This is a genomic window from Stutzerimonas chloritidismutans (assembly GCF_051486945.1).
In the GTDB taxonomy this organism is placed as follows: Bacteria; Pseudomonadota; Gammaproteobacteria; order Pseudomonadales; family Pseudomonadaceae; genus Stutzerimonas; species Stutzerimonas chloritidismutans_B.
Genome location: NZ_JAHVDX010000004.1, coordinates 193,161 through 218,425, shown reverse-complemented (window position 1 = coordinate 218,425; position 25,265 = coordinate 193,161). Strand labels below are relative to the sequence as shown.

21 protein-coding genes and 1 riboswitch are annotated in these 25,265 nt (G+C 59.8%); of the genes, 14 read left to right on the top strand and 7 right to left on the bottom strand.

The window, feature by feature from the left end:
- Positions 1–114: 114 nt before the first annotated feature.
- The 6 genes from KXR72_RS16480 (at position 115) to KXR72_RS16455 (ending at position 8,943) form a co-directional block, all read left to right on the top strand.
- Positions 115–1,560 (top strand): lipopolysaccharide kinase InaA family protein, encoded by a 1,446-nt coding sequence (locus tag KXR72_RS16480; RefSeq protein WP_437422176.1) that lies wholly within the window; start codon positions 115–117, stop codon positions 1,558–1,560.
- 11 nt (positions 1,561–1,571) lie between these two features.
- Positions 1,572–3,326, top strand: a complete 1,755-nt coding sequence (locus KXR72_RS16475) for a carbamoyltransferase family protein (protein ID WP_437422175.1) — start codon at positions 1,572–1,574, stop codon at positions 3,324–3,326.
- Entirely contained in the window at positions 3,313–4,422 is a 1,110-nt protein-coding gene (locus tag KXR72_RS16470; RefSeq protein ID WP_437422174.1) for a glycosyltransferase, read from the top strand. Before KXR72_RS16475 ends, KXR72_RS16470 begins: the two co-directional genes overlap by 14 nt.
- Positions 4,423–4,431: 9 nt before the next feature.
- Entirely contained in the window at positions 4,432–5,703 is a 1,272-nt protein-coding gene (locus KXR72_RS16465; protein WP_437422173.1) for a capsule biosynthesis protein, read from the top strand.
- Complete coding sequence (locus tag KXR72_RS16460) at positions 5,700–6,920, top strand: O-antigen ligase family protein (RefSeq protein ID WP_437422172.1); 1,221 nt, start codon at positions 5,700–5,702, stop codon at positions 6,918–6,920. The genes KXR72_RS16465 and KXR72_RS16460 overlap by 4 nt, the downstream gene beginning before the upstream one ends.
- A 67-nt stretch (positions 6,921–6,987) precedes the next feature.
- A complete protein-coding gene (locus KXR72_RS16455) occupies positions 6,988–8,943 on the top strand; it encodes an acyltransferase family protein (protein WP_437422171.1) in 1,956 nt (651 codons plus the stop codon).
- Here the strand turns inward: KXR72_RS16455 and KXR72_RS16450 are convergent.
- On the bottom strand, positions 8,930–9,550 hold the full coding sequence (locus KXR72_RS16450) for a toluene tolerance protein (protein WP_437422170.1): 621 nt from the start codon (positions 9,548–9,550) through the stop codon (positions 8,930–8,932). The two genes, KXR72_RS16455 and KXR72_RS16450, sit on opposite strands and share 14 nt — an antisense overlap.
- 32 nt (positions 9,551–9,582) lie before the next feature.
- Between KXR72_RS16450 and msbA the strand changes: the two genes are divergently transcribed.
- Together msbA and hldE are read left to right on the top strand one after the other, a co-directional pair.
- Complete coding sequence (msbA, locus tag KXR72_RS16445) at positions 9,583–11,391, top strand: lipid A export permease/ATP-binding protein MsbA (RefSeq protein WP_437422169.1); 1,809 nt, start codon at positions 9,583–9,585, stop codon at positions 11,389–11,391.
- A gap of 107 nt (positions 11,392–11,498) precedes the next feature.
- Complete coding sequence (gene hldE, locus KXR72_RS16440; RefSeq protein ID WP_437422168.1) at positions 11,499–12,920, top strand: bifunctional D-glycero-beta-D-manno-heptose-7-phosphate kinase/D-glycero-beta-D-manno-heptose 1-phosphate adenylyltransferase HldE; 1,422 nt, start codon at positions 11,499–11,501, stop codon at positions 12,918–12,920.
- 13 nt (positions 12,921–12,933) lie between these two features.
- Here hldE and KXR72_RS16435 read toward each other — a convergent pair whose 3' ends face one another.
- The 4 genes from KXR72_RS16435 to KXR72_RS16420 all read right to left on the bottom strand — a co-directional run bounded on the left by KXR72_RS16435 (position 12,934) and on the right by KXR72_RS16420 (position 16,352).
- The gene (locus tag KXR72_RS16435) at positions 12,934–13,815 is read right to left on the bottom strand and encodes a metal ABC transporter ATPase (RefSeq protein ID WP_437422167.1); all 882 of its coding nucleotides are present in this window, start codon (positions 13,813–13,815) and stop codon (positions 12,934–12,936) included.
- Between the two features lie 130 nt (positions 13,816–13,945).
- Positions 13,946–14,758, bottom strand: a complete 813-nt coding sequence (locus KXR72_RS16430) for an aldo/keto reductase (RefSeq protein WP_437422166.1) — start codon at positions 14,756–14,758, stop codon at positions 13,946–13,948.
- Positions 14,758–15,930, bottom strand: coding sequence for an FAD-dependent oxidoreductase (locus KXR72_RS16425; RefSeq protein WP_437422165.1), 1,173 nt, complete (start codon positions 15,928–15,930; stop codon positions 14,758–14,760). The genes KXR72_RS16430 and KXR72_RS16425 overlap by 1 nt, the downstream gene beginning before the upstream one ends.
- 89 nt (positions 15,931–16,019) lie before the next feature.
- Entirely contained in the window at positions 16,020–16,352 is a 333-nt protein-coding gene (locus KXR72_RS16420) for a DMT family transporter (RefSeq protein WP_437422164.1), read from the bottom strand.
- Positions 16,353–16,486: 134 nt separating this feature from the next.
- Here KXR72_RS16420 and waaA point away from each other — a divergent pair, with 134 nt between their 5' ends.
- Entirely contained in the window at positions 16,487–17,800 is a 1,314-nt protein-coding gene (gene waaA / locus KXR72_RS16415) for a lipid IV(A) 3-deoxy-D-manno-octulosonic acid transferase (RefSeq protein WP_437422163.1), read from the top strand.
- Here waaA and KXR72_RS16410 read toward each other — a convergent pair.
- Positions 17,797–19,230, bottom strand: a complete 1,434-nt coding sequence (locus KXR72_RS16410) for a TolC family outer membrane protein (protein WP_437422162.1) — start codon at positions 19,228–19,230, stop codon at positions 17,797–17,799. The two genes, waaA and KXR72_RS16410, sit on opposite strands and share 4 nt — an antisense overlap.
- A gap of 185 nt (positions 19,231–19,415) precedes the next feature.
- Positions 19,416–19,522, top strand: a riboswitch (TPP riboswitch).
- A 98-nt stretch (positions 19,523–19,620) separates the two neighbouring features.
- Here KXR72_RS16410 and thiC point away from each other — a divergent pair.
- Positions 19,621–21,501: a phosphomethylpyrimidine synthase ThiC gene (gene thiC, locus KXR72_RS16405; protein WP_437422161.1), complete on the top strand. Its 1,881-nt coding sequence runs from the start codon at positions 19,621–19,623 to the stop codon at positions 21,499–21,501.
- 47 nt (positions 21,502–21,548) lie between these two features.
- On the opposite strand, the gene KXR72_RS16400 is transcribed toward thiC, so the two are convergent.
- Positions 21,549–22,277: an RsiV family protein gene (locus KXR72_RS16400; RefSeq protein WP_437422160.1), complete on the bottom strand. Its 729-nt coding sequence runs from the start codon at positions 22,275–22,277 to the stop codon at positions 21,549–21,551.
- Between the two features lie 227 nt (positions 22,278–22,504).
- Between KXR72_RS16400 and KXR72_RS16395 the strand changes: the two genes are divergently transcribed.
- The 4 genes from KXR72_RS16395 (at position 22,505) to KXR72_RS16380 (ending at position 25,263) form a co-directional block, all read left to right on the top strand.
- On the top strand, positions 22,505–23,122 hold the full coding sequence (locus KXR72_RS16395) for an NUDIX domain-containing protein (RefSeq protein WP_437422509.1): 618 nt from the start codon (positions 22,505–22,507) through the stop codon (positions 23,120–23,122).
- Entirely contained in the window at positions 23,119–23,565 is a 447-nt protein-coding gene (locus KXR72_RS16390; protein WP_437422159.1) for a DUF1249 domain-containing protein, read from the top strand. Before KXR72_RS16395 ends, KXR72_RS16390 begins: the two co-directional genes overlap by 4 nt.
- A 148-nt stretch (positions 23,566–23,713) precedes the next feature.
- Positions 23,714–24,529 (top strand): 3',5'-cyclic-AMP phosphodiesterase, encoded by an 816-nt coding sequence (cpdA, locus tag KXR72_RS16385; RefSeq protein ID WP_437422158.1) that lies wholly within the window; start codon positions 23,714–23,716, stop codon positions 24,527–24,529.
- Between the two features lie 116 nt (positions 24,530–24,645).
- Positions 24,646–25,263 carry a YqiA/YcfP family alpha/beta fold hydrolase gene (locus KXR72_RS16380; protein WP_437422157.1) on the top strand — a complete coding sequence of 206 codons (618 nt, stop codon included), beginning with the start codon at positions 24,646–24,648 and terminating at the stop codon, positions 25,261–25,263.
- Positions 25,264–25,265: the final 2 nt, after the last annotated feature.

Sequence of the window (25,265 nt, the reverse complement as noted above, 5' to 3'; positions counted from 1 at the left end):
CGAAGACCCAGCGTTCGATCACCCTGGCTCGATATTCGGTTCAGAGCGGGCGATGGTTTGCTGGCACGCGCGCATTGGAAAGACGGCTTTGCGCAACAGCTGTCGGTATCGCGCATGAAGCTCTCTGATCTAGCAAGCGCAGGACGCGAGCCTGGACTGCCGTTAACTGTCGATTTGGGCGAAACATGCGTGCTTGAAGTTGAACGTTGGCTACGTGTGCTTCCTGCGCAGCGGTACGTTTGTCGCGCAAACTTTGACGGCCGGCTGGTGTTGGCAAAGCTGATGGTCGGCGGCAAGGCCGAGAAAAACTTCATCCGAGAGCGTGACGGCGCCGCGCTTTTAGTCAACCAGCAGATGCCGACACCAGCGCTGCTCTCGAGTGGTTGTGTTGCCGGCCAGGGAGGATGGTTGCTATTCGATTTCCTCGAAGGTTCTCAGAGCCTATGGGATAGCTGGCGGGCAGTGGAGGCCGAAGCTCCGCTTTCTGTAGGTCAACACTCAGTTCTCAGTAACGCGCTCACGTTGATCGCAGAGATGCACTTGCGCGGCCTCTGGCAGGACGACCTCCACCTCGAAAACTTTATCGTCTCTCAAGGTATTCTGCATGTGGTCGATGGCGGGGGTGTGAAAGCGCAAGAGCCAGGAAAACCGCTATCGCGAAATCTTGTTCTAAAGAATCTAGGGGTTTTCTTTGCACAGCTGCCTGCTGCGCTTGAGCCGTTTCTGGAAGACATGCTCGTTCCTTATCTAATGGCCAACAACACGCATGCACTGCCCCTTGAAACGCTGCTTCGTGAAACAAGAATACGACGCTCCTGGCGGCTAGATGACTATCTTAAAAAGACAGTGCGCGACTGCAGCCTGTTTCAAGTCAGCATCGGGCCTTTTAGAGCACTGGCGGCACGACGTGAAGAAGCTGACCTGCTGAGTGAGCTCGAACCCGATCCAGATCAACTGATCGAGTCGGGTCAGCTCTACAAAAATGGCGGGAGTGCGACGGTTGCGCGTGTCGAGCTCTGTGAGCGGGCTGTACTGATCAAACGATACAACATCAAAAGCCCGGTGCATTGGCTGAAACGTTTCTGGCGGCCCAGCCGTGCTTGGCATAGTTGGGTAGAGGGTAATCGGCTCAACTTTCTAGGAGTTCCCACACCGCGGCCGCTCGCGATGAAAGAGCAGCGTTGGCTATGGATGCGTGGCCGAGCGTGGTTGGTTACCGAACTACTGACTGGAGACGATATAATTGCCCGCTTCCAGCCCCACTTGGACGGGGCTCCACCAGAATGTGAATTGCTCGCTCTCGATAGATTGTTCGCTGCGTTGATTCGTGAGCGAATCAGTCATGGGGATTTGAAGGGGCACAATATTTTCTGGGAAAAAGGGCGCTGGATGTTGATTGATTTGGACTCCGTTCGGCAGCATCGAGGCGATGCAAGTTTCTCTCGGGCTTACGCCCGCGACCGGGCACGCTTCCTTCGCAATTGGCCTTCTGATAGCGCGCTGCATCGGCTGCTTGACCAACGCTTACCCGCGGTGCCCGGCACCCATATAGAAAATTAAGAGGCACTACCGTGGCATTGACGATACTCGGCCTTTCTGGCGCACTCAGTCATGATCCTTCCGCAGCCCTGTATATCAACGGCAAGCTAATTGCAGCCGTAGAAGAAGAGCGCTTTGTACGAGATAAGCATGCCAAGAATCGCATGCCCTACGAGTCCGCCAAGTTCTGTCTAGAGCAAGCGGGTATCAAGCCGTCCGATGTCGACGTGGTTGCTATTCCCTTCGCTCCGATCAGCATCTTTGAGAAGGCGCGCTGGCATTATGCCAAGCGTTACTGGTACGCGCCGGACCGTGCGCTCGACGCCATCCTGATGGGTAATCGGCGCTATCACCGGTACAAAAAACGCATCGAGTGGTGCCTGCAACAGCTCGGGTTCGACTTGAAGAAAGTTAAGATCCAATCGGTCGAGCACCATCTTGCGCATGCGTCAAGTGCTTATCACTGCTCGGGTTTCCAGGGAAAAACTGCCATCCTTGGTATAGATGGGAAAGGTGAATATGCGACAACCTTTTTCGGCTATGGCGAAAACGGCAAGATTCACAAGATCAAGGAATTCTACGATCCAGACTCCCTAGGTGGGCTTTACGGCGCGATTACGGAATTTCTCGGTTTCGAGATGCTCGATGGCGAGTTCAAAGTCATGGGCATGGCGCCTTATGGTGACGCGGCTAAATACGATTTCTCCCGGTTGGCCAAATTCGAGAATGGTGAGCTGACCATCAATACCGAATACGCCAACGTTATCGGCTTCCGCCGATACAAGGAAAAGGGAAAGGGCTTTTACTTCTCACCCAAGTTGATCGAATGGCTGGGCCCAAAGCGAGAAGGCGATGTGGCCGATGATCCTTACATCCACTATGCCGCTGCCATGCAAGCACTGTTTGAAAAGCTCGCATTGCAGATGATGGATTACTATCTTGGGGACATCATCAAGCAGACCGGAAAAATTGCATTTGCTGGCGGCTGCGCATTGAACGTCAAACTCAACCAGAAAATCATTGCTCGGGATGAGGTCGAGGAGCTTTTCGTGCAACCCGCGTCCGGGGACGCTGGCACAGCAGTTGGTGCCGCCGCGTATGTTTCTCATCAACATGGCGTCCCTGTCGAGAAGATGGAGCACGTCTATCTCGGGCCGTCTTACACGAATGAAGATGTCATCGCCGCGTGCGCTCGGCATCCGAACAAGCCTGCATTTAAACGTATAACCGACACCGCAGAGCGTATTGCAAAGATCATGGTCGACGGCAACCCTGTAGCCTGGTTCCAGGGGCGTATGGAATTTGGCCCACGAGCGCTTGGCGGCCGGTCAATCATCGGGTGTCCAAGTGTCCCAGGCGTAGCCGATCGTATTAACGAGCAGATCAAGTTCCGTGAGCGCTGGCGACCATTCTGTCCATCGATGCTCGACACCGTGGCATCGCAGATGCTGAAGGTCGACCATCCTAGCCCTTTCATGACGTTCACGTTCGAAGTCAACGAAGGCTGGAAAGAGCGTGTAGGGGAAGTGGTGCACGAGGACGGCACGTCGCGTGCGCAGGTTCTGGAGCGCCGACACAATCCACGCTGGTATGATTTGATGCTCGAATTGGAAAAGCTGACGGGCAATGGTGTTTCGCTGAATACCTCCCTGAATCGTCGCGGCGAGCCTATGGTTTGCTCGCCCACTGATGCGTTAGATATGTTCTATGGCTCCGACCTGCAGTACTTGATCATGGAAGATATCCTCGTGGTCAAGGACGAAAAGGGCTGGTATGACAGCTTCTGAAAAATGGGTGCTGCAGCTCTGTCACGGCTACGAGGGCCCGTTTCTGGATTGCGCACGTCAGTACGCCGCACTTTTTGCAGGCACGCCCTATAAAGTGTGTACCGTCTACCTGACCGGAGCTCCGAGCGACGAGGTTACGCGCGGTTCGGCCTCCGATGAGGTGTTGTTTCTAGGGTACGACAGCAAAGCGGTACGTGGCCTGAAGCTGGCTGCGGTCCGAAAGATTAGACGCATCGCTTTAAGCCACCATTTTGTTTTTTGTATAACTCATCGGTCAAAGCCGACCTACGTCGCTCTGCTTGGTACCTCGTTGCCCGTTATCAGCGTGCATCATGCATTTGGCGATTATGATCGGCTTTCTCGACGTCTATTCATCAACCGCTTTCGCAAGCGCCTATTATTGCTGGGCGTTTCCGACGCTGTTCGCGATGACATTAGGGCATGTTTACCCGGCTGGCCAGGCGACCGCATCCAGACGCTCTACAACCGCATCAACCTTCCCGCAGTGCAAGCCGAGCTGGTAGACCGCTCATCAGCTCGGGCTTATTTGGGCCTACCCGCTGATCCCTGGATCGTAGGGAACGTTGGCCGGCTCCATCGCGACAAGGATCAGGCGACGCTTATTCGCGGCTTTGCGCAGGCCTTGCCTGAGCTTCCCTCGGGCTGCCTGCTGGCCGTCATGGGCAGCGGCCCGCTTGAGTCGGCGTTGAAAGCGCTCGCGGCAGAACTTGGCTTAACGGAACGGATTCGCTTCCTTGGCCAAATAGATAATGGCCGCCGATATTTCAGGGCGTTCGACGTTTTTGCACTGACGTCAGACCACGAGCCCTTCGGCATGGTGCTGCTTGAAGCAATGGCCGCAGACTTGCCAGTGGTTTGTACCGATTGCGGTGGCGGGCGAGAAGTAGTAGAGCAAGGAGGTCAGCTTTTTCCTCTAGGCGATTATCGATCTCTGGCCGCTGCTTTAGTTGCACTCAGCTCCGGCGGCGGCGATGGAAAAACAGCCGCCCTGAAGCACGCGCTGACGACGCGTTTTTCTGATTCAAGCGCGCGGCAATGTTTCTGGACATTGCCTTTCGTTCAGGCCTTTCGCTGAGGTTACCCGGTGTCGAATGAGACTGAAGGTTCTTGCTGGCGGGCCAAAGCCAAGGCTTTAGACCGATATCGTTGGTATCTGCTGCGCGAGCGGCACGGGCCTTTGGGCAGCGCGCTTCGTTTCGCGCGTGACGCATTGATCGATTGGCTGTTTGGCGTCCGGGCCCAGCAGTTGCTGAGTCCGACGGTCGTAACCGAGCCATGTCGGTTTCTGCTGCTGCAATCCTCACAAAAGGTAATAAGTTACAGACGAAAGCAGCGCTTCATGGAAGCCCTTCGAGGCCGCGGGCATGACTTGACCGAGACCGCACTGCCTATTGCCGCTGAGATATTGGCTGACCGGAAGCTGGTCAGACCTCCGGAACCTGTACCAATGCGCTACTTCGGCTACGCAGCTTATGCCGAGTGGCTAGTCGAGCGGTATCAGCCGAGCATTTTGTTGAATGACCGCAACGGCAGCTTGTACAGTCCGTTCCTCAGGCTTTCCTTGAATCGTCGAAAACGCCTCCTTGTCCACCTAGCTCACGCCACGACGGTCGAGGCTTCACGGCGCCTCGGGATGAACGACTATGACTACTACTTCGCGTTCGGACGAAGCTCGCTGGACGCCCTCAAGGCGCGGCGGCTTCGATTCGGTGATACACGAGTCGTTTTATCCGGATCACACATGGTTGATCAGGCCTACGACCTGCCTGCGGCAGACCCTACGCTAAAGGCGCTGTTGGTTCTGGGTGTCGGGCCGGATAAAGAGAAGCAGCCTGACTTTCAGAAGACCTATGCGTTGCTGCGCGAATGGTCGCGCGGGAATCCCGATTATCACGTGATGGTTAAATTGCACCCACGTAGTCGGGGCGTCTTCTGGCGTAAGGCTGCGTCAGAGCTAGATCATGTCGAGGTCTTGTCTGCCGAGGTTTCACTGGCGCAGGCGCTGGCGAGATCAAGAGTCGTGGTGAACATCATGTCGAACGCGGTGATCGAGGCGGCGTTGGCCGGGCGCCCGGTTCTTTACGTCGCCGTCGGGGCGCAAAAGGACATCTTCTCTCAGGCTGCCTACTTCGGGCCGCGCATCGAGAACATTGAGCTACTATCGGAACGCGTTCGCGCCCTTGAGCCAAACGCCTCTGCTCTCAAGGCTCGAGCCTTCGCTGAATATCATCTCGCCAATGGAATCGCAGGTCTTACAAGTACAGTCGAGCACCTTGAGCGTCTGCTTGCGGGGCTGGACGTTGAGACTCATTTTTTGCCCCATCGCTTGCCCGCAGCGGGAACTGCTCCGAGATGACTGAACAGCCTTATCTGCCATCCTCACCCAAAATTGGACGTGTCAAGAAAATACTTTGTACCGGGTTGGATCGCTGGGCGATTGCCGGGCTTTTTCTATACCTGGCAGCTTTCTATTTTCTGGATTCAAGCGGCCAAAAAACCCTGTTTTATCTGCTGGTCGGTATACCAGGGTTGCTTCTCGTACCTCGCTTGCTCGAACTTTATCGGCTTAAGTCCGTTGAGTTGATCACCCTAGGCGCCTTCCTTATTTACATGTCTGCCACGTCGCTCTGGTCTGGTACATCGACGATAGATGATGCATTGAAGTACTCGATGTATCTGATGTGCTTGCTTTTGGTGATAGATGCAGCGGCGCGACAGGATATTACTGTAGATCACGTGCTGAACTGGTTGCTGGTCGTAGGCGCTGCTGCAGCGGTGGTTTATGCCATAGCCTTGTTCGGCCGGTTAGACAATTCAGCTAACTTAGCGCTGGGGCGTTTCTCGTTTGAAAAAATGGCGGGATGGGGCGACGATAACCCTATTTCTTCTGCGATCGTTTTAGGTTTGACGGTGCTTATCGCTTGGTGGCGATTCCCGGTATCCGCGCGTGGCAAGCAGGTGTTACTCGTCATTCTGATGCTTCTGTGTTTCGTAATGATCCTGCTGACGAAAAGCCGTGGCCCACTCGTTGCCTTGGGGGGCGTTCTGGCCTTGATGTCTCTTTATCGGCGAGCTCGGGAAGATCTGGTGCTATGGGCCAGCCTTATATTCTTTGCAGCCGTTGGCTTGGTGCTGTTCGATCTTGCCGGCCCGCTCGCCGAGCGTTTCGCGCAACCCAACTACAGGATGGATATCTGGTCCGCCGCCTTCAGCCAGATCGAAAGCGACATTTTAATCGGCCAGGGATTCGGTAGAGATGCCGATATCATGATCCGCCCGGGGGTCGTAGTTACGCATTCCCACTCCAGCTTTATCGAGATTGTTCGTGTTGGCGGTCTTTTAGGTGGGGCGTTAGCAGTGGCGCTGCTCTGGGCGGTGTTCGTACGCAGGGATGCTTTGCCGGCAGCCACGGGCATTTTTATATTCTGGTTTGTATTCGGTATAGGTTGCCTCTCCACCAATGGTCGGCTTCCGCTGATTCGGCCAACTATCGAGTGGTTTGCTTTCTGGTTGCCATTGTTGCTCACCTTGCGTTTCTCTCCCCAGCGTTTCATTTTGAATTCCCGGGAGTGAGGGAAATGCCAGTGAGATCTTCCCACGGAGCGGCATTCGTTCGCGGCCCATTTGGACATCAGATGTGATGGCTTTGCGGAGCGGCTTTCGGAGCGATATCAACGGGCTACGCGCTCTGGCTGTGCTGGCTGTAGTGCTATATCACTTCGGATTTAGTTGGGCCGCAGGTGGGTTCATCGGAGTCGACGTGTTCTTCGTTATCTCCGGGTTCCTGATGACAGGAATCATCGTGCGTGGCGTGAGTGAGTCGAACTTTTCAATACTTTCGTTCTATCTTGCTCGTGCCCGCCGCATCATCCCCGCTTTGCTCGTGGTGGCCATTGGTGTTCTAGTGCTGGGGTGGTTTCTACTCATGCCATCGGAGTACCAGACGCTCGGAAAACATGCACGAGACAGCGTCCTCTTTTCTTCCAATCTCCGGTATCTCGGAGAAGCCGGTTACTTCGACGCAGCTTCAGAGCAGAAGTGGCTGTTGCACACCTGGTCGCTATCGGTCGAATGGCAGTTTTATCTTCTTTACCCGCTCATTCTCCTGGCAGTCTCGCGCATGTTCGGCATCAGATGGTTGATGCTTGCTGTCTTGATGATTTTTTTCGGGTCGTTGTGCTGGTCTGCCTGGCTTAGCTTCAACGAACCGGAGAAGGCCTTTTTCACCCTTTCGAGCCGTGCATGGCAAATGGCTGCCGGGGGGCTGGTCTACGCTTGGAGCACGAGCGCGCGGGCTTCCACTTCACGGCCAGCGCTTTGCTGGCTGGGCCTATTTATGCTTGGCGCCTCCGTGCTGCAGTTCGACTCAAGCCTGTCATGGCCTTTGCCCTGGTCCCTGCTGCCGGTGGGAGCGGCGGTTCTAATTATTGCCGCCAATTCTCATTGTGGAGCACTTACCTTCTACCCAATGCAATGGATCGGCGACAGATCTTATTCGATATACCTTTGGCATTGGCCTGTAGTAGTGATCCTTGCCTATTTCGAGCGAAGTGACTCGGTTGGCTGGGTGCTGGCAGGCATCGCCTGTGCTTGTGTGATGGGCCATCTTTCGTTCCGTTTCATCGAGGAGCCGGGTAGGCATCATCTGGGGGTGTATGGACGGCCCAGGTCGATTGTTACGCTTGTAGCGCTTGTTATGGCGACCTCCGTCGCGGCACAGGTCATCCGTAAACACGACTTCCCTTATCGCCTTCCTGAGGCTGTCGCGCGGATGGAGCAGGAAAAAAGCAGTCATCCAGAACGTCTGACAGCCTGCACAGAAGGTGACGAAACATGTGTGTTCGGCTCCGGTCCGGTTCGGGCCGTTTTGATTGGTGATAGCCATGCCGGTGCTGTGGCAGACGTCGTTCAGGCGGCCGCTAGCGCCAACGGAGAGGGAAGCGTGCTATTCCGTGGTCATGCCGGCTGTTTGGTAGTGTTTGGTGCCCGCAAGGACGGCGATACGGGGAAGGCATGCCAGGCGGTGCAGGACTGGGTGGCCAAGGATTTGCCGGGCATTCACCCTCAAGTCCCAGCAATTCTCGTTTTACGTACCTCTGCTTACGTATTTGGCGACTCGCCAGGGGAGGCAGACCCACTGGGCGGACGACCCGAGTACTACTTCAGCCATCTCTACAATGAGCCTGCCGAGGCGTATCTGCAGGAGTTTCGCCAGCAATATTTGGAAACTGTTTGCAGCATTGCCAAAACCCGTCCGCTTTACGTTGTCAGGCCTGTTCCAGAAATGCCGGTCAACGTACCTAACGCTTTGGCCCGCGACATTCTCATCGGCCGTAAACGTGAAATAGGTATCGAGATGCAGCGATATGACGAACGCCACGGGTTCGTTCGGGGCGTCCAGGACGAGGCACGCGATGCCTGTAAAGTGCAGCTGCTCGACCCGGTCCCGTTGTTGTGTAAGGCTGGATATTGCCCCGGCGCGATTGACGATAAACCGCTCTACTATGATGACGACCACCTAAGCTTGCGCGGTAGCGAGCTGCTGGCGCCAATGTTCCGCTCAGTGTTTCAGGCTCCACGCGTTAGGAAAGACTGAAGTCCTTCATGCCAGCCCGCTGAGCATAGATCTCAAGAAGTTGGTCAAATGGAAACTCGATTTTCCGACGCTGCAGGTAGCTGCGCAAATGTATGAAATTGCGTTCCACGTGCCGCCTGTTCAGCGGCGCGCGCCGGAACTGCAGGTCCAGCACATCAATAAGTCCGAAACGCTCGCTCTCGACCTCGAGAATGTTGCCGAGATGCAGCGACCTGAAGTAGATACCTTTCCGATGCAAATCCAGGATGAAATCGGCCAAGGGCGCTAAGGTGGCCGCCAGAAAGCCCGGCTGCTGAATCAAAGCATCCAGTGAGCGGCCTGGCAGGGGTTCGTACAGGCAACCGCTCAATCCGACCGACCGGTTTAGCCAGAAAGTCTCAGTAACAACCGGGGCTGCCACACCAAGCTCAAGTAAGCGCGCGCAATTCCCTGCGAATACCTGAGCGGGTGGTGAATAACGAGCCAGCAATGGATGTTTGCGAGTGTGGAAAATCTTAAGCAGGTCTCCTTCGGCAAGCGCGATAACCTTGGGCCCGCGTGCGTCTCTTTCAATGACCTGCCCATGGGCCAGCCAGTATTCAAGTTCGTCCGCTGATACAATCCGCATCTTTTCCTCTAGCTGTTCATAGGGCTCGCCGAATGGCCAATTCTACCCAGCAATCTAGTTTTAAGGTTTATCTACGATTGCTGCGCTACGTGGCGCCATATTGGGGCCTCTTCGCCATTAGCCTTCTGGGCTTTTTGCTCTTCGCTTCTACCCAGCCGATGCTGGGCTACATGCTGAAGTTTTTTGTCGACGGATTGAATAACCCGGACGCTAGCCTTTTCGCCGAGGTTCCTCGGCTGCAGGACTACGCTTGGCTGGCCGAGCTGAAGCTGCTTCAGGCGGTGCCGATGCTGATCGTGCTGATCGCTTTGATACAAGGGGCTGGGTCGTTCCTCGGTAATTATTTTCTCGCAAAGGTCTCGCTGGGGCTGGTTCATGATCTGCGGGTGGCGTTGTTCAATAACCTGCTTACACTGCCCAATCGGTATTTCGACAGTAATAATTCAGGGCATCTCATTTCTCGAATCACCTACAACGTGACCATGGTCACCGGGGCCGCTACCGATGCCATTAAGGTAGTTGTTCGGGAAGGAATGACGGTAGTGTTTCTCTTCGCCACGCTGCTTTGGATGAACTGGAAGCTAACGTTGGTGATGGTAGCTATCCTGCCGGTGATTGGAGTTATGGTTGCCAGCGCCAGCAAGAAATTCCGCAAGCAGAGCAAGAAGATCCAGACGGCGATGGGCGATGTGACCCATGTTGCATCCGAAACCATTCAGGGTTATCGCGTGGTGCGCAGTTTTGGCGGCGAGAGCTATGAGCAAGGTAGGTTTCTTGGCGCCAGCCAGGAGAACACTGCCAAGCAGCTTCGCATGGTCAAGACGAATGCTATCTATACACCCAGCCTGCAATTGGTGATCTACAGCGCCATGGCTATGCTGATGTTCCTGGTGCTGTTGCTCCGGGGGGACGCTTCGGCTGGTGATCTCGTTGCCTATATCACGCTGGCGGGGCTACTTCCCAAACCAATTCGGCAGTTGTCAGAAGTCAGCTCCACAATTCAGAAAGGCGTAGCGGGGGCGGAAAGCATCTTCGAGCAGCTGGACGAAGCGCCCGAACGTGACGATGGCACTGCAAGCCGAGAGCGTATTAGCGGCCGGCTCGAAGTGCGCGGTCTGAGCTTTGTGTATCCGGGCTCAGAGAAGCCGGTGCTTTCGGATGTTTCGTTTAAGGTCGAGCCGGGTCAAATGGTTGCGCTGGTTGGCCGTTCAGGAAGCGGCAAATCGACCCTGGCCAACCTCATTCCACGCTTCTATCACCACGAGTACGGCCAGATTCTTTTGGATGGGCTAGAAATCGAGCAGTATCAATTGCGTAACTTGCGTCGCCACATTGCGCTCGTTACGCAGCATGTCACGCTCTTCAACGACACCGTCGCCAACAACATCGCATACGGCGACCTAGCCGGCGCGCCGCTCGACGACATCCAGCGTGCTGCTGCCGATGCCTATGCAAATGAGTTCATCGAGAAAATGCCGGAGGGGTACGACACGCTAGTTGGCGAGAATGGTGTACTGCTGTCAGGTGGACAACGTCAGCGACTAGCGATTGCTCGTGCTTTGCTCAAAGATGCGCCGGTGCTAATTCTCGATGAGGCGACCTCTGCGCTCGATACCGAATCGGAGCGCCACATTCAGGGCGCGCTTGATCATGTCGTGAAAGGCCGGACTACGCTGGTGATTGCTCATCGTTTGAGCACCATCGAAAAGGCAGATCTCATTTTAGTGATGGAAGATGGCCGTATCGTGGAGCGAGGCACCCACAGCGAGTTGCTTGAGGCCAATGGCGCATATGCTCGGTTGCATGCCACCGATTTTCAGGAAACAAGCGTTACACCCTAGTCAAACCAGTGATGGTGAGGTGCGGAACGTTCGCAGCCGCGTCTCCCAGCAAGTCGGCCGCTGCTATATCCTTTAAAATCTGACGCTGATTCTGACCCGGAGCCCCCATGAAACTCTCCATGCCCCGTTTCGACCAAGCCGCTGTTCTGGTGGTTGGCGATGTCATGCTCGATCGATACTGGCATGGCGGTACCTCACGGATATCGCCGGAGGCGCCGGTGCCGGTGGTTCGGGTTGATCAGGTCGAGGATCGGCCGGGTGGCGCGGCCAATGTGGCGCTCAACATTGCGGCGTTGGGAGCGCCGGCGTCGTTGGTGGGCGTAACCGGAGTGGACGAGGCGCGGCAGAGTCTGCATGACAGTCTGGCGGCAGCGGGCGTCCGGGCGCATTTTCAATCGATCGAAGATCAGCCCACCATCATCAAACTTCGTGTCATGAGCCGTCATCAGCAGTTGTTGCGGATGGACTTCGAGGAGCCCTTCGCCACGGATGCCGGCGCGCTACTGGCGGAGGTTGAGCGGCTGCTCGACGGCGTCAAAGTATTGATCCTGTCTGACTACGGCAAGGGTGCGCTGCGTAATCATCAGGCGCTGATCAAGGCAGCGCGAGCGCGTGGCATCCCGGTGCTCGCCGACCCGAAGGGCAAGGATTTCGAGATATACCGGGGGGCGTCGGTCATCACGCCCAACCTCGGCGAGTTCGAGGCGATCGTCGGGCCTTGTGCCGATGAGGCGGAGCTGGTCGCCAAGGGCGCGGAGCTCATGCATGCGCTCGAGCTGGGCGCTCTGCTGGTTACGCGCGGAGAGCACGGCATGACGCTGCTGCGCCCCGATCATTCACCATTGCACCTGCCGGCTCGCGCCCGGGAGGTGTTCGATGTTACCGGCGCGGGCGATACGGTGATTTCCACCTTGGCCGCGGCGCTGGCGGCGGGTGAGGAGTTGCCTCAGGCTGTGGCGCTCGCCAACCTGGCCGCGGGCATTGTGGTTGGCAAGCTGGGCACAGCATGCATCAGTACCCCCGAGCTGCGTCGCGCGGTGCAGCGCGAGGAAGGTTCCGAACGGGGTGTGATGACGCTGGAGCAATTGCTGACCGCTATCGAGGATGCACGCGCCGACGGCGAAAAAATCGTGTTCACCAATGGCTGCTTCGACATTTTGCATGCCGGTCACGTGACCTACCTGGAGCAAGCGCGTGCTCAGGGTGATCGCCTGGTCGTCGCGGTTAACGACGACGGATCGGTCAGCCGCCTGAAGGGGCCCGGGCGCCCGATCAATTCCGTGGATCGACGCATGGCAGTTCTGGCGGGGCTTGGCGCGGTGGACTGGGTGGTTTGCTTTGCCGAAGACACGCCCGAGAACCTGCTTGCTAAAGTGCGCCCTGACGTGTTGGTCAAGGGCGGCGATTACGGCATCGATCAGGTCGTTGGGGCCGATCTGGTCACGGCCTATGGCGGTGAGGTGCGGGTTTTGGGCCTGGTCGAGAACAGTTCCACCACGGCAATCGTCGAGAAGATCCGCACGCGCTGACACTGCTCGGCGCTCACCTTGGCGCGGCGAGCGAGTTGACCCAGTCGCGCCAGCTCGTGCGCTCGGCGCGCACCACCCAGTCATCCTGCCCGGCGAAGCTTTCCGATAGCCAGAGGCCTCGCGTTGCCGCCGGTACCGGCTGGCCCCGTAGCAAGGTAAAGAGCGCTGGCGTCGGCCGCCCATCCTGTAATGGCACCAAATAGAGATCGGGGCGACGGCGCTCTAGGCGCGCCACGAGCTTGCCATCTTCGAGGCGTTCATCGACGTGGAACAGGCTCAGCTCGCGGGTTTCCTTGGGCAGTTCGAGGCGCATGTCGTAAACCAGCTGAAGTGACGCGGTCGGCAGGTGCACGTAGGCGCGCGGGCGCTCCATCAATGTCATCTGGCCGCACTGAACCGGGCGTGCCGAGCCGGACAGTGACGCAAGGTTGAAGTGCACCGCCTCACGATAATGCAGCGCGCCGAGGTACGGGGCCGGCAGCCAGGTGTCGCCGAAGCGCCCGGCCAGCCAACCTTCTGGCGTTTCCAGCAGACATTCCTCCGCAACCTCCTGAATCGCAGTCAGTAGCGGCAGGGCCAGTTCGTGGGCTGGTACGTAGCCAGAAATCAGTTTAAGGACCACATCGCCGCGGTCCGCGCGCTGCTGGCGAACCAATACCCAGTATTCCTTGCCTTGCCAGACGAGCGTCAGGCGTACCGAGACGCCCAGGTTGGCCAGTTCGACGCTGAAACGTGCGGGGTCGTCGACGGCGACGGGGCGCCGCCGTTCCAGCATTTCCCCAAAGTTGAGCGGTCGGCCGAGGCTTTGGTAGCGCAACCCTTCCGGGCTGGCCTCGACGAGCAACGGGAGCGTCTTGAATGCGGTGGGGTTCTTGCGGATCAGTACGCGCGGCATTCGGCTCCTCCTGGCAGTGGCGGCTGTTCAGGCCGGGTGATCGGGTGGGAACAGGGCATCGGGGCCGCCGGCTGATAGCCGGTGGGGATGCCTGTCTTCCGCGTTGCTCACCTGGCTCGTTCGGCCGTGCTTATTGTTGTCTGGCTAGTACGGATGCAGCGGTTTGCACGTTATCGGACAAGTGTTTCGGGTTGATGGTGCCGACGATCGCCGCTGCGACACCGGGATGCGCGAATAACTGCTCGAAGCTCAGCCGCACCGGATCGTCGCCCGACGTCAGGCAGGCGTGGCCGCTGGCAAGGGCCTTTTTTACCAGGATGCCCTTGGCGTGTGCCTGCGCGTAGTCGATGACTGGGCGCTCGGCCTGCTCGTTGAGATTGTAGGTAACCATGGCGCAGTCGCCCTGCTCGAGCGCCAACAGCCCGCCCTCGACCGTCTTGCCGGATAGGCCATAAGCGAGAATCTTGCCTTCGCGCTTGAGGTCAGCGAGGGTCTCGTACACCCCGCTGTGGCGAAGGATGTCTACGTCGTTGCCGTTCGAATGCACCAGCACCAGCTCGATGCGGTCGGTACGTAATCGTGTCAGGCTGCGCTCGACGGACAGCCGTGTATGCGCCGGTGAGAAGTCGAATTGGGACTGGCCATCGATAAACTCCTCGCCGGCCTTGCTCACGATTACCCATTCCTCGCGTTGGCCGGCAAGCAGCGGGCCGAGCCGCTCCTCGCTGACACCATAGGCCGGCGCCGTGTCGATCAGGTTGATGCCAAGGTCACGCGCCAGCGCCAGCAACTGGCGCGCCTGGGCGTCGTCTGGAATGCGAAAGCCGCTGGGGTATTTCACGCCTTGATCGCGGCCGAGCTTGACGGTGCCCAGGCCCAGCGGAGAGACGTTCAGTCCGGTGCTGCCGAGCGGGCGATAGTACGGATGCAGGGTCGCAGTCATCAGAGGAGCCCGTCCCAGAACGGCTTGGTGATTTCAGGGCGCGGCAACGCGGGCAAGGCTGGATGGGGTTGCGGTTCGATACCGTCTCGCGCAAGCGCGGCCTCGACGCGATCGGCGAAATCCGGGGACAGTGCAAGCTTCGTCGGCCAGCCGACCAGCAACCGGCCCGACTCGGCGAGAAAAGCGTTGTCCGGCCGCGCGAGTGAGGACTGAGCCGGCTCGGCGCGGTCGATGCGCAAGGTGGCCCATTTCGCTGCCGACAGATCGATCCAGGGCAGCAGCTCAGCCAGTTCCTTTTGTGCTGCCGCAATCTGCGCGGCTTCGTCTCGGGCAACCCCTGCCGCTTCGGCCAGATCACCGCCCAGGTACCACACCCACTCACCATCCTCGGCCGGGTGGCTGGTCACGGTGATGCGCGGCTTGGTGCCGCCACCGAGGCAATGCGCATAGAGCGGCTTCAGCGCGGCCCCTTTGACAATGACCATGTGCAGCGGCCGCTTTTGCATCGCGGGCTGCTCGAGTTCTAGTGCGGCTAGCAACTCGGCGTTGCCTGCACCGGCGGTCAGCACGATGCGCTGTGCGCGAATAGCGCGACCATCGACCATCAACCCGGTCAGTTCGCCATGCTCCTTCAGCGGTTCAATGTGTTCGGCTTTGAGCAGACCGTCGCCGGCAAGCTGCGCCAGGCGCTGGATCAGGCTCGGAACATCCAACACCAGTTCGCTGAGCCGGTAAACCTTGCCCTTGAAGCGCGGGTGCTGCAGTGCGGCGGGCAGTTCATCGCCTTTGACCTGGCCGACCCGCGAGCGTACGGCCTTGCTGGCGAAGAAGCTGGTGAGATTGCCTGTCAGGGTACCGGGTGACCACAAATAATGAGCATCGGATAGCAGGCGAACGCCGCTCAGATCCAGCCCGCCCAGGCCTTCAAGCGCTTCGCGCCAGCGTCGCGGCATGTCGGAGATTGCCTCCGAGGCGCCAGTCAGCGCGCCGCTCAACGCGTACTTGGTGCCGCCGTGAATGATGCCCTGAGACTTGACGCTCTGCCCCCCGCCCAGCACACCCCGGTCCACCAGCAGCGTTGAATAGCCCAGCCGGCGCAAGCGAGCGTTCAGCCACAAGCCGGCAACGCCACCGCCGACGATCAGGATATCGGTGCTCAGGGACTCGGACATGGACGCGCCTCGTTCAATGATCGGGCGCGCAGTATAGCGCCTGCTTGCGTGAGGCATTCGAGCCGAGCCGAAGGCCATGCAGCGGAACGCTAGTGTCCGGTGCTGCTGGAGAATAACTGGATAACCACCACGCCGGCGACGATCAGCGCCATGCCGAGCACTGCCGGCAGGTCGAGTGTTTGCTTGTAGATGAAGGCGGCAGCCAGGCTCACCAGCACGATGCCCAGCCCGGCCCAGATCGCATAGGCGATCCCCACCGGAATGGTCTTGACCACCAGGCTGAGCATCCAGAACGACAGGCTGTAGCCGGCTATCACTAGGATCAGTGGCAGCGGGCGGCTGAACCCGGCCAGCGCCTTCATCGAGGTGGTTGCGATCACTTCGGCCGTGATGGCAATGGCGAGGTAGATGTAGCCAGTCATAACGTCTCCGGTTGGCTGCGGGCGCCGTTCATTCGGCTGTTGGCGGCGCGTGAAGTTCTCACCACCCGAGCGATAGGCGCGCTGCGCTCGTACGCGGTGGCCGGCGCCACGACGCCTTGCTAAGCTCCGCGGTCATGAATCGTACCTTCTATACGCTCCTGTTCCACCTTGCTCTGCCCGTCATCCTGGTTCGCCTGCTGTGGCGTGCTCGCCGGGCTCCGGCCTATTCGAAACGGATCGGCGAACGCCTCGCGCTGAATATGCCGGCCTACCAGCCGGGTGGCATCTGGGTTCATGCGGTGTCGGTTGGCGAGAGCATCGCCGCAGCGCCGATGATTCGCGCCCTGCAAGCGCGTCATCCGCATCTCCCTATCACAGTCACCTGCATGACGCCGACCGGTTCGGAGCGGATCCGTGCGCTCTTTGGCGACACGGTGCAGCATTGCTACCTGCCGTACGACCTGCCCTGGGCGGCGGCGCGCTTGCTAGATCGGTTAAAGCCGCGGCTCGCAGTCGTGATGGAAACCGAACTCTGGCCCAACCACCTTCATCAATGCGCACGTCGCGGCATTCCTGTGGTGCTGGCTAATGCCCGCCTGTCGGAGCGTTCGGCGCGCGGCTACGCGCGGCTTGGGCGGTTGACCGCGCCGATGCTGGACGAGCTGAGCCTGATTGCGGTACAGACCGAAGCCGAAGCCGCACGCTTTCGGAAGCTCGGTGCCCCCGACGCTGTGGTCGAGGTGACGGGATCGATCAAGTTCGACCTCAGCATTGACCCGGCGCTGCCCGTGCGCGCCGCGCAGCTTCGCCAGCAATGGGATGCCCAGGTGCGACCGGTTTGGATCGGTGCGAGCACGCACACTGGGGAAGATGAAATCCTACTCGCGGCTCATCGCCAGCTCCTGGCCGAGCATCCGCACGCTTTGCTGATCCTGGTGCCGCGCCATCCGGAGCGTTTCGCCTCGGTGTTCGAGCTTTGCCGCAAACAGGGTTTCAACACGGTTCGCCGCTCGCAGGGCGAGGCCCCTTACGGTGAGACGCAGGTGCTGCTGGGTGACACCATGGGCGAACTGTTGTTTCTCTTTGCCCTGGCGGATGTGGCGTTCGTCGGCGGTAGCCTGGTACCGACCGGTGGGCACAACCTGCTCGAGCCCGCCGCGCTGGGTAAGCCGGTGGTGACGGGCCCGCACCTGTTCAACTTCCTCGACATCGCCGCACAAATGCGTGAGGCCGGTGCGCTGGGCGAGGTCAACAGTGCGCACGAGCTGGCGGCGCTGGTCGACGCCTTCTGGAGGGACGAGGAGCGGACGGAGCAGGCGCGCGCAGCCGGCCTCAAGGTGTTGCGTAACAATCAGGGTGCACTGGATCGCTTGCTGGCGGGCCTGGACTCCCAGCTTGTGCCGGCAGCCAAGCTGGGCAAGGCGGGCAAGCCCGCTATCGTCGATTAGTCGATCCGTACCGGGCGGCCGACGTTTTCGGACAGGTCGGGCGGGAGAAAGTCGCTGTCCGGGTCGTAGTCCGGCTTCAGGTACTGTTGCAAGTCCTCGAGGTCGCCCGGGTTGAGTGTGCCAGCTGCCTGTTTCAAGCGCAGGCTGTCGAGGATGTAGTCGTAGCGGGCATTGTTGTAGTCGCGAACCGCCGCGAACAACCGGCGCTGGGTGTCGAGCACGTCGACGATGTTTCGCGTGCCGACCTGATAGCCGATGTCGGTGGCTTCCAGCGCGCTCTGGTTGGAGATGATCGACTGCCGGCGCGCCTGCACCTGCTCCACATCCGTGTTCACCGCGCGATGCAGGTTGCGCGTCGATTCGACCACCTGGCGGCGTAGGCTCTCGCGCTGTTGCTCGGTTTGCGAGAGCTGATGATAGGCCTCACGGCTCTGGGAACTGGTCAGCCCACCGCTATAAAGCGGAATGTTCAAGCGCAGGCCGATGCTGCGCTGCTCGACGTCACCGGTATAACGTGGGCTGCCGGTATTGGTGAATCCCAGGGTGTCGTTGTCGCCGCGGCTGTACTGCGCGACGGCATCGACCGTCGGCGCGTGGCCGGCGCGGCGCTGACGCAAGGTCTCCTCGGCCGCGACGACGGCCTGGTTGACCGCTTGCAGATCGAGGTTCTGCCGTGCGGCCGTGTCGACCCATGCGCTGGCGTCGTTGGGTACGGGCGGCATCACTGGCAGGCTGTGCTCAATGCCTTCAAGTGCCAGGTATTGGCGATTGGTCAGCGTGGTCAGCGCTTGAAACGCATCGTCCACCTGGCGTTGTGCAAGCAGGCGATTCGCGCGGGCGGTGTCGAAACCAGCCTGTGCCTCAAGCACATCGGTACGGTCGGAAAGCCCCACGTCGAAGCGTTCGTCTGCCTGGTCGAGTTGGCGTTGAAAGGCTGATTCCTCAGCCTTCGCTGCGGCCAAAGTGTCCTGCGCGCGCAGCACGGCGAAGTAGGCCTGCGCGGTCAAACGGATCAAGTCCTGTTCGGCGATGGAATACTCGATGGCGGCCTGCTCGCTGACTGCCTCGGCGGCTTGGAGTTGAAACCAGCGGTCAGCGCGAAAGATCGGTTGGCTTAGCGTAGCCTGGTAGACCGTGCCGCTGCGCTCGAGCGAGCGCGCCCCGGCACTCGTATCGACGTCGGTGCGGGTGCTGCTGGTTTCGGCATTGGCACTGAGGTTCGGCAGCAGCCCGGCGCGTGCCTGGGGCACGATTTCCTGTGCGGCGTTGAATTGTGCACGCGCCGCGGCCAGGTCGGCGTTGTTCTCCACGGCTTGGCGATAGACGCTGAGCAGGTCGGTTCGGGCGGAAACAGGCGGTGCGTTCTGGGCCAGCGCCAGCCCTGACGAGGCGGCGGTCACGGCGAGTGCCAGCGTGAGTCTACGCAGCATGTGCGTCTTTCCCTGAAGCGAAGTGATGGGCAAGGCTATGCGCGGTCTGGTGGCCGGTCAAGCAGCCTGACGGCACATGTTCGGCAAGGGGGCGACAGGGGTTGCCGCATTGAAAATATGACCCGGCGGTCGTGCGGTGTGGCCGCCAACGTGGCTTTCCCCGTCGCTCTTGATTAGACTCGGGCCCGTTCTTGTCGGGGTGCCTTGAAGCGAAGGCTGAGATCGGAAAGTTCCGGATCCCGTTGAACCTGATCAGGTTAAGGCCTGCGTAGGGAACAAGATGTCCTCGTCCGTGATCCGGCGAGTCTCTCACCGCCATGGCGGTGCCCCGATGCCCTTGATCCGCCGTGTGTTCAGGTTCGCTCCGACAATTTTCTAGGAGCTAGCCTGATGCGTGCAGAACAACAAAACCTCAGCGAGTCGGCCCAGGTCGACCAGCAATCGATCCAGCCTTTTCCACGCTCGCAGAAAATTTATGTTCATGGCTCGCGCCCGGACATCCGCGTGCCGATGCGCGAGATCAGCCTGGACGTGACGCCGACCGCCTTTGGTGGCGAAATCAATCCGCCGGTAACCGTCTACGACACCTCTGGCCCCTACACCGATCCCAATGTGCAGATTGACGTGCGCAAAGGCTTGGCTGACGTGCGCAGCGCCTGGATCGAAGCGCGCGGTGACACTGAACGTTTGCCGGGGCTGACCTCCGAATTCGGCCAGCGTCGCCTCAACGATGCCGAGCTTTCAGCCATGCGCTTCGCTCACGTGCGCAACCCGCGCCGCGCCAAGGCCGGGCACAACGTCAGCCAGATGCACTACGCGAAGAAGGGCATCATCACGCCCGAGATGGAATACGTAGCCATTCGCGAGAACATGAAGCTCGCCGAGGCGCGCGAAGCGGGGTTGCTGTCCGAGCAGCATGCCGGGCAGAGCTTTGGTGCAGCCATCCCGAAGGAGATCACCCCCGAGTTCGTCCGCCAGGAAGTGGCCCGCGGCCGCGCCATCATCCCCGCCAACATCAACCATGTGGAGCTGGAGCCGATGATCATCGGCCGCAACTTCCTGGTGAAGATCAACGGAAACATCGGCAACTCGGCGCTTGGCTCGTCCATCGAAGAAGAAGTGGCCAAGCTGACCTGGGGCATCCGCTGGGGCTCGGACACCGTGATGGACCTCTCCACCGGCAAGCACATCCACGAGACCCGCGAATGGATCATCCGTAACTCGCCGGTGCCGATCGGCACGGTGCCGATCTATCAGGCGCTGGAAAAGGTCAATGGCATCGCCGAGGACCTGACCTGGGAGCTGTTCCGCGACACCCTGATCGAGCAGGCCGAGCAGGGCGTGGACTACTTCACCATCCACGCCGGCGTCTTGCTGCGCTACGTCCCGCTGACCGCCAAGCGCGTAACCGGCATCGTCAGCCGCGGCGGATCGATCATGGCCAAGTGGTGCCTGGCGCATCACAAAGAAAACTTCCTCTACACCCACTTCGACGACATCTGCGAAATCATGAAGGCCTACGACGTCAGCTTCTCGCTGGGTGACGGCCTGCGCCCGGGCTCGATCGCCGATGCCAACGATGCCGCGCAATTCGGCGAGCTGGAAACCCTCGGTGAGCTGACTAAGATCGCCTGGAAGCACGACGTGCAGTGCATGATCGAAGGCCCCGGCCACGTGCCGATGCACCTGATCAAGGAGAACATGGACAAGCAGCTGGAGTGCTGCGACGAAGCGCCGTTCTACACCCTCGGCCCGCTCACCACCGACATCGCCCCCGGTTACGATCACATCACCAGCGGCATTGGCGCCGCGATGATCGGCTGGTTCGGCTGCGCCATGCTCTGCTACGTCACGCCGAAGGAGCACCTGGGGCTGCCGAACAAGGATGACGTCAAGACCGGCATCATCACCTACAAGATCGCCGCTCACGCAGCGGATCTTGCCAAGGGGCACCCCGGCGCGCAGATTCGGGACAATGCCCTGTCCAAGGCGCGCTTCGAGTTCCGATGGGAAGACCAGTTCAACCTCGGCCTCGACCCGGACACTGCACGTGCCTTCCACGATGAAACGCTGCCGAAGGAATCGGCGAAGGTCGCGCACTTCTGTTCGATGTGCGGGCCGAAGTTCTGCTCGATGAAGATCACTCAGGAGGTGCGCGAGTATGCCGCCGAAAACGGTCTGACCGACGAGCAGAAGGCCATCGAGGCCGGGTTCGCCGAGCAGGCCGAGCGTTTCAAGGATCAGGGGTCGCTGATCTACAAGCAGGTGTGACCGGCTAGAAAGGCCGCCCCGAAATGGGCGGCCTTTTCGCTTCCGGGTTAGGGCAGATAGGCCGGTTTCAGGATGCCCTCGAGTTCCGCATAGGGAATATCAAGGATCGGGTGGCCGCTCGAATAAGGCGCGATGCTGTAGACATCGTATTTGAGCATTACCCGATCCTTGAGAAGGGCGACATTTGTGGTCTGCTGGAACGGCCATTGCCGGCTGAACGCAGCATCGTGCTCATTGGCGAGCAGCCACTGCTGATGAGCTAGCGCCGCGACACGCCAGTAGGCGCCTTCCTTGCCCGGCAGCAGCACGTCGGCCAATTTCACCTCTCGGTCCCGCTCACGGTCGTAGTTGATGAAACCGCGACCGGGCATGCCGTGCGCGCCACCCGTATAGAGATAGCTCGACAGCTCGACGACCAGTAGCGCGTTGTGCTGGTCGATCAGCTTGGCCTGCAGGTAGCTGCTCCATCCAGCCTCTGCGTGTTGCAAGAACTGCTGTTGGTAGGTCTCCAGCGAGGCGGGCAGGGTGGCGTCCGGCGTGTTGATCGTCATCTGCCGGAGGCGATTATCGATGAGCGTGTTCAGCGCCGGCTCGTCGGCGAAGATTTGGGTATCGATGTTGACCAGCGGGCAACTGTCGTCCGACGGAGGGCATCCCTCGGGGCGCTGCTCGCTGAGCACCTGGCGAACCTCGGCTTGCGGGGGCGTGAAGATATGCTGACAACCGCCCAGCAGCAGGCCGAGCGTGAGAAGGGGCAGGGCGTTACGAAGCGACATGATGTGATCTTATGGCTCAGAGTCGTAAGGTGCGGTTTCGAGTGTGGTCAGGCCTTGAAGTTCGCCAGCGCCCGCTCGGGCATTTTTCAGCATGCGAGTGGTCTGCAGAGGGCTGCGCCTGATGCAAGGGCACGCTAGCATGAAGATCAGAGACCGCTCACAGTGTGACGGTTGCAGCTTTCTCCTGGGCCGGGCGCGCAGGATCAAAACCGAAATGTGAGTCGTACATGAACGATATTTTCAAAGCTGAAGCAGGCGACGTCGAGATCCTCGGACGCGAGCGCTGCTTTAGCGGTTTCTACAATCTGGATCGTTTCAAACTGCGCCATCGCCTGTTCCGCGGCGGCATGGGTGCGGAAATCGAGCGCGAGCTGTTCGTCCGCCACGATGCGGTATGTGTGTTGCCTTACGATCCGCAGCGCGACGAAGTCGTCCTGGTGGAGCAGTTTCGCGTCGGAGCCATGGCCAGGGGAGACAACCCCTGGCTGGTGGAAACCGTGGCCGGGCTGATCGACAAGGACGAGCAGCCCGAAGAAGTGGCCCGCCGTGAAGCCATTGAGGAGGCCGGCCTTGAAATAGGCGAACTCTGGCCAGTTTCCGCCTACTACCCGTCGCCTGGCGGCAGCACCGAGCGTATTCATCTGTACGTAGGGCGTTGCGACAGTACCGATGCCGGCGGCATCTTCGGGCTCGAAGAAGAAGGTGAAGATATCCGGGCGGCGGTCTGGCCGCTAAGCGCCGCGCTCGATGCGTTGCGCGATGGTCGGATCGATAATGCCGCGACCATCATCGCCTTGCAGTGGCTGGCGTTGAACCGGGACGAAATCAGGGGGGCGTGGACATGAGGCGAACCCGCGAGCGATATCGGGTGGATCTGCGCGAATTGCAGTCCGCCTGCGAGGCGAACTACCTGCGACTGATGCGCCTGTTGCCCGACATGCGCAGCCAGGCCGATACGCGGCGTATTGCCATGAGCCAGGGGGATCGGCTGATCGGCGTGCTGGCGCTTCGGGTCCTGGAATGCTGCCCCTACACCACTACCGTGCAGATCAGCCAGCAGGACTGCCTTCCCTGGCTGCCGGTGCCGCAGATGGAAGTCCGCGTTTATCACGACGCGCGCATGGCGGAGGTGGTCAGTGCGCAAAACGCTCGTCGCTTCCGGGGCATCTATAGCTACCCCAACGCGCAGATGCACCAACCTGATGAGAAGAACCAGCTCAACCTGTTTCTCGGTGAGTGGCTCGGCCATTGCCTGGCCTGCGGACACGAGTTGGAGCCTGTTCTCTGACCGACGTTCTGTGATCGGTTAGTTGATGGCCACGTGCCATGATTCTCGTTTGCAAGCTGATCTGTGATGCATGCCCGCATCGCACGGTTTACCCCCGTCACGGCGAGCCACCATAATTCTTCCGCGAATTCGCCAAAGGAGACGGGTCGTGGTTGCTGCGCCCCTTATTGCTGAAAAAGACTCGGTACTGCTGGTGCAGTTGACCGACAGCCACTTGTTCGGCAACCCCGGCGGCAAGCTGCTGGGCATGGATACGGCCGACAGTTTGCAGCGCGTCGTTGACCTGGTGCTCGCCGAGCAGAAGCAAGTCGACCTGATCCTGGCGACCGGCGACCTGTCGCAGGATGGCTCGCTGGCATCTTATGAACGTTTTCGCACCCTGTCCGAGCGCATCCAGGCGCCGGTCCGCTGGTGCCCTGGCAACCATGACGAACTCGACGCGATGTGCGAGGCCAGCCGCGACACGGATCTTATGCGCCCCGTACTGGATATCGGCGCCTGGCGCGTAATCATGCTCGACACCCTGGTGCCCGGCTCGGTTTACGGCATGCTGCGCGCGGAGCAACTGGCCCTGCTGGACCGCGCCCTGAGCGAGGCACCTGATCGCCATCACCTGATCTGCCTGCATCACCATCCGGTCACCATCGGCAGTCAGTGGATGGACAAGATTGGGCTGCGCAATCGCGACGAGCTGTTCGCCGTGGTTGATCGGCACCCCGGTGTGAAGGCCCTGCTGTGGGGGCACATCCATCAGGCCTTCGACGCCACCCGCGAAGACGTGCGCCTGCTGGCGACGCCCTCGACAGGCGTGCAATTCACGCCGGGCAGCCCAGATTTCGACGTGGACACTCTGGCGCCCGGCTATCGCTGGCTGCGGCTGCACGCTGATGGTCGTTTGGAGACGGGCGTGTCGCGGGTGGTTGGCATCGATTTCGAAGTCGATTACAGCGTCAAGGGTTACTAGGCGCTGCAGGCGCACCCGCATCGCGGGTGCGAATGCCAAGCCGATTATCGGGCCGCTTGCAGCCCTCGCGTCTCGCCTTGTAGCCTTTCCCGTCCTTTGGCAATCAGCGAACCAGCATGACTCGCGAGCGACCTACCATCCTCTACATGCACGGCCTCAATAGCTCGCCGCTGTCGCAAAAGGCGCGTCAGCTGGCGCAGGCGCTGCTGCAGCTGGCAGCGAGCGAGCAGCTCAGGGTCCCTGCGCTTCATCACCATCCGCGTGAAGCCATTGCGCAATTGGAGGCGGCCATCGACGAGCTGGGCAGCCCGTTGCTGGTCGGCAGCTCGCTTGGCGGCTACTATGCGACCCACCTTGCCGAGCGCCATGGCCTGAAGGCACTGCTGATCAACCCGGCCGTCAACCCGCATCGGCGCTTCGATGGCTACCTAGGGCCGCAAACCAACCTCTACACCGGCGAGGTCTGGCAGCTGACCCAGGATCACGTTACTGCGCTAGCGGAGCTGGAGGTGCAGCCGCCGGCCGATGCGGAGCGTTACCAGGTCTGGCTTCAGACCGGAGACGAAACCCTCGACTATCGGCACGCCGTGGATTTCTACCGGGGTTGCGCGCTGCGCATCCAGGCCGGCGGAGACCACGGTTTTCAGGGGTTTGCCGATCGTATTCCTGCGTTGCTCGCCTTTGCCGGCTTCGATCCGGCGTGCTTTGCCGACCTCGCCCTTTCCGACTCATAAGG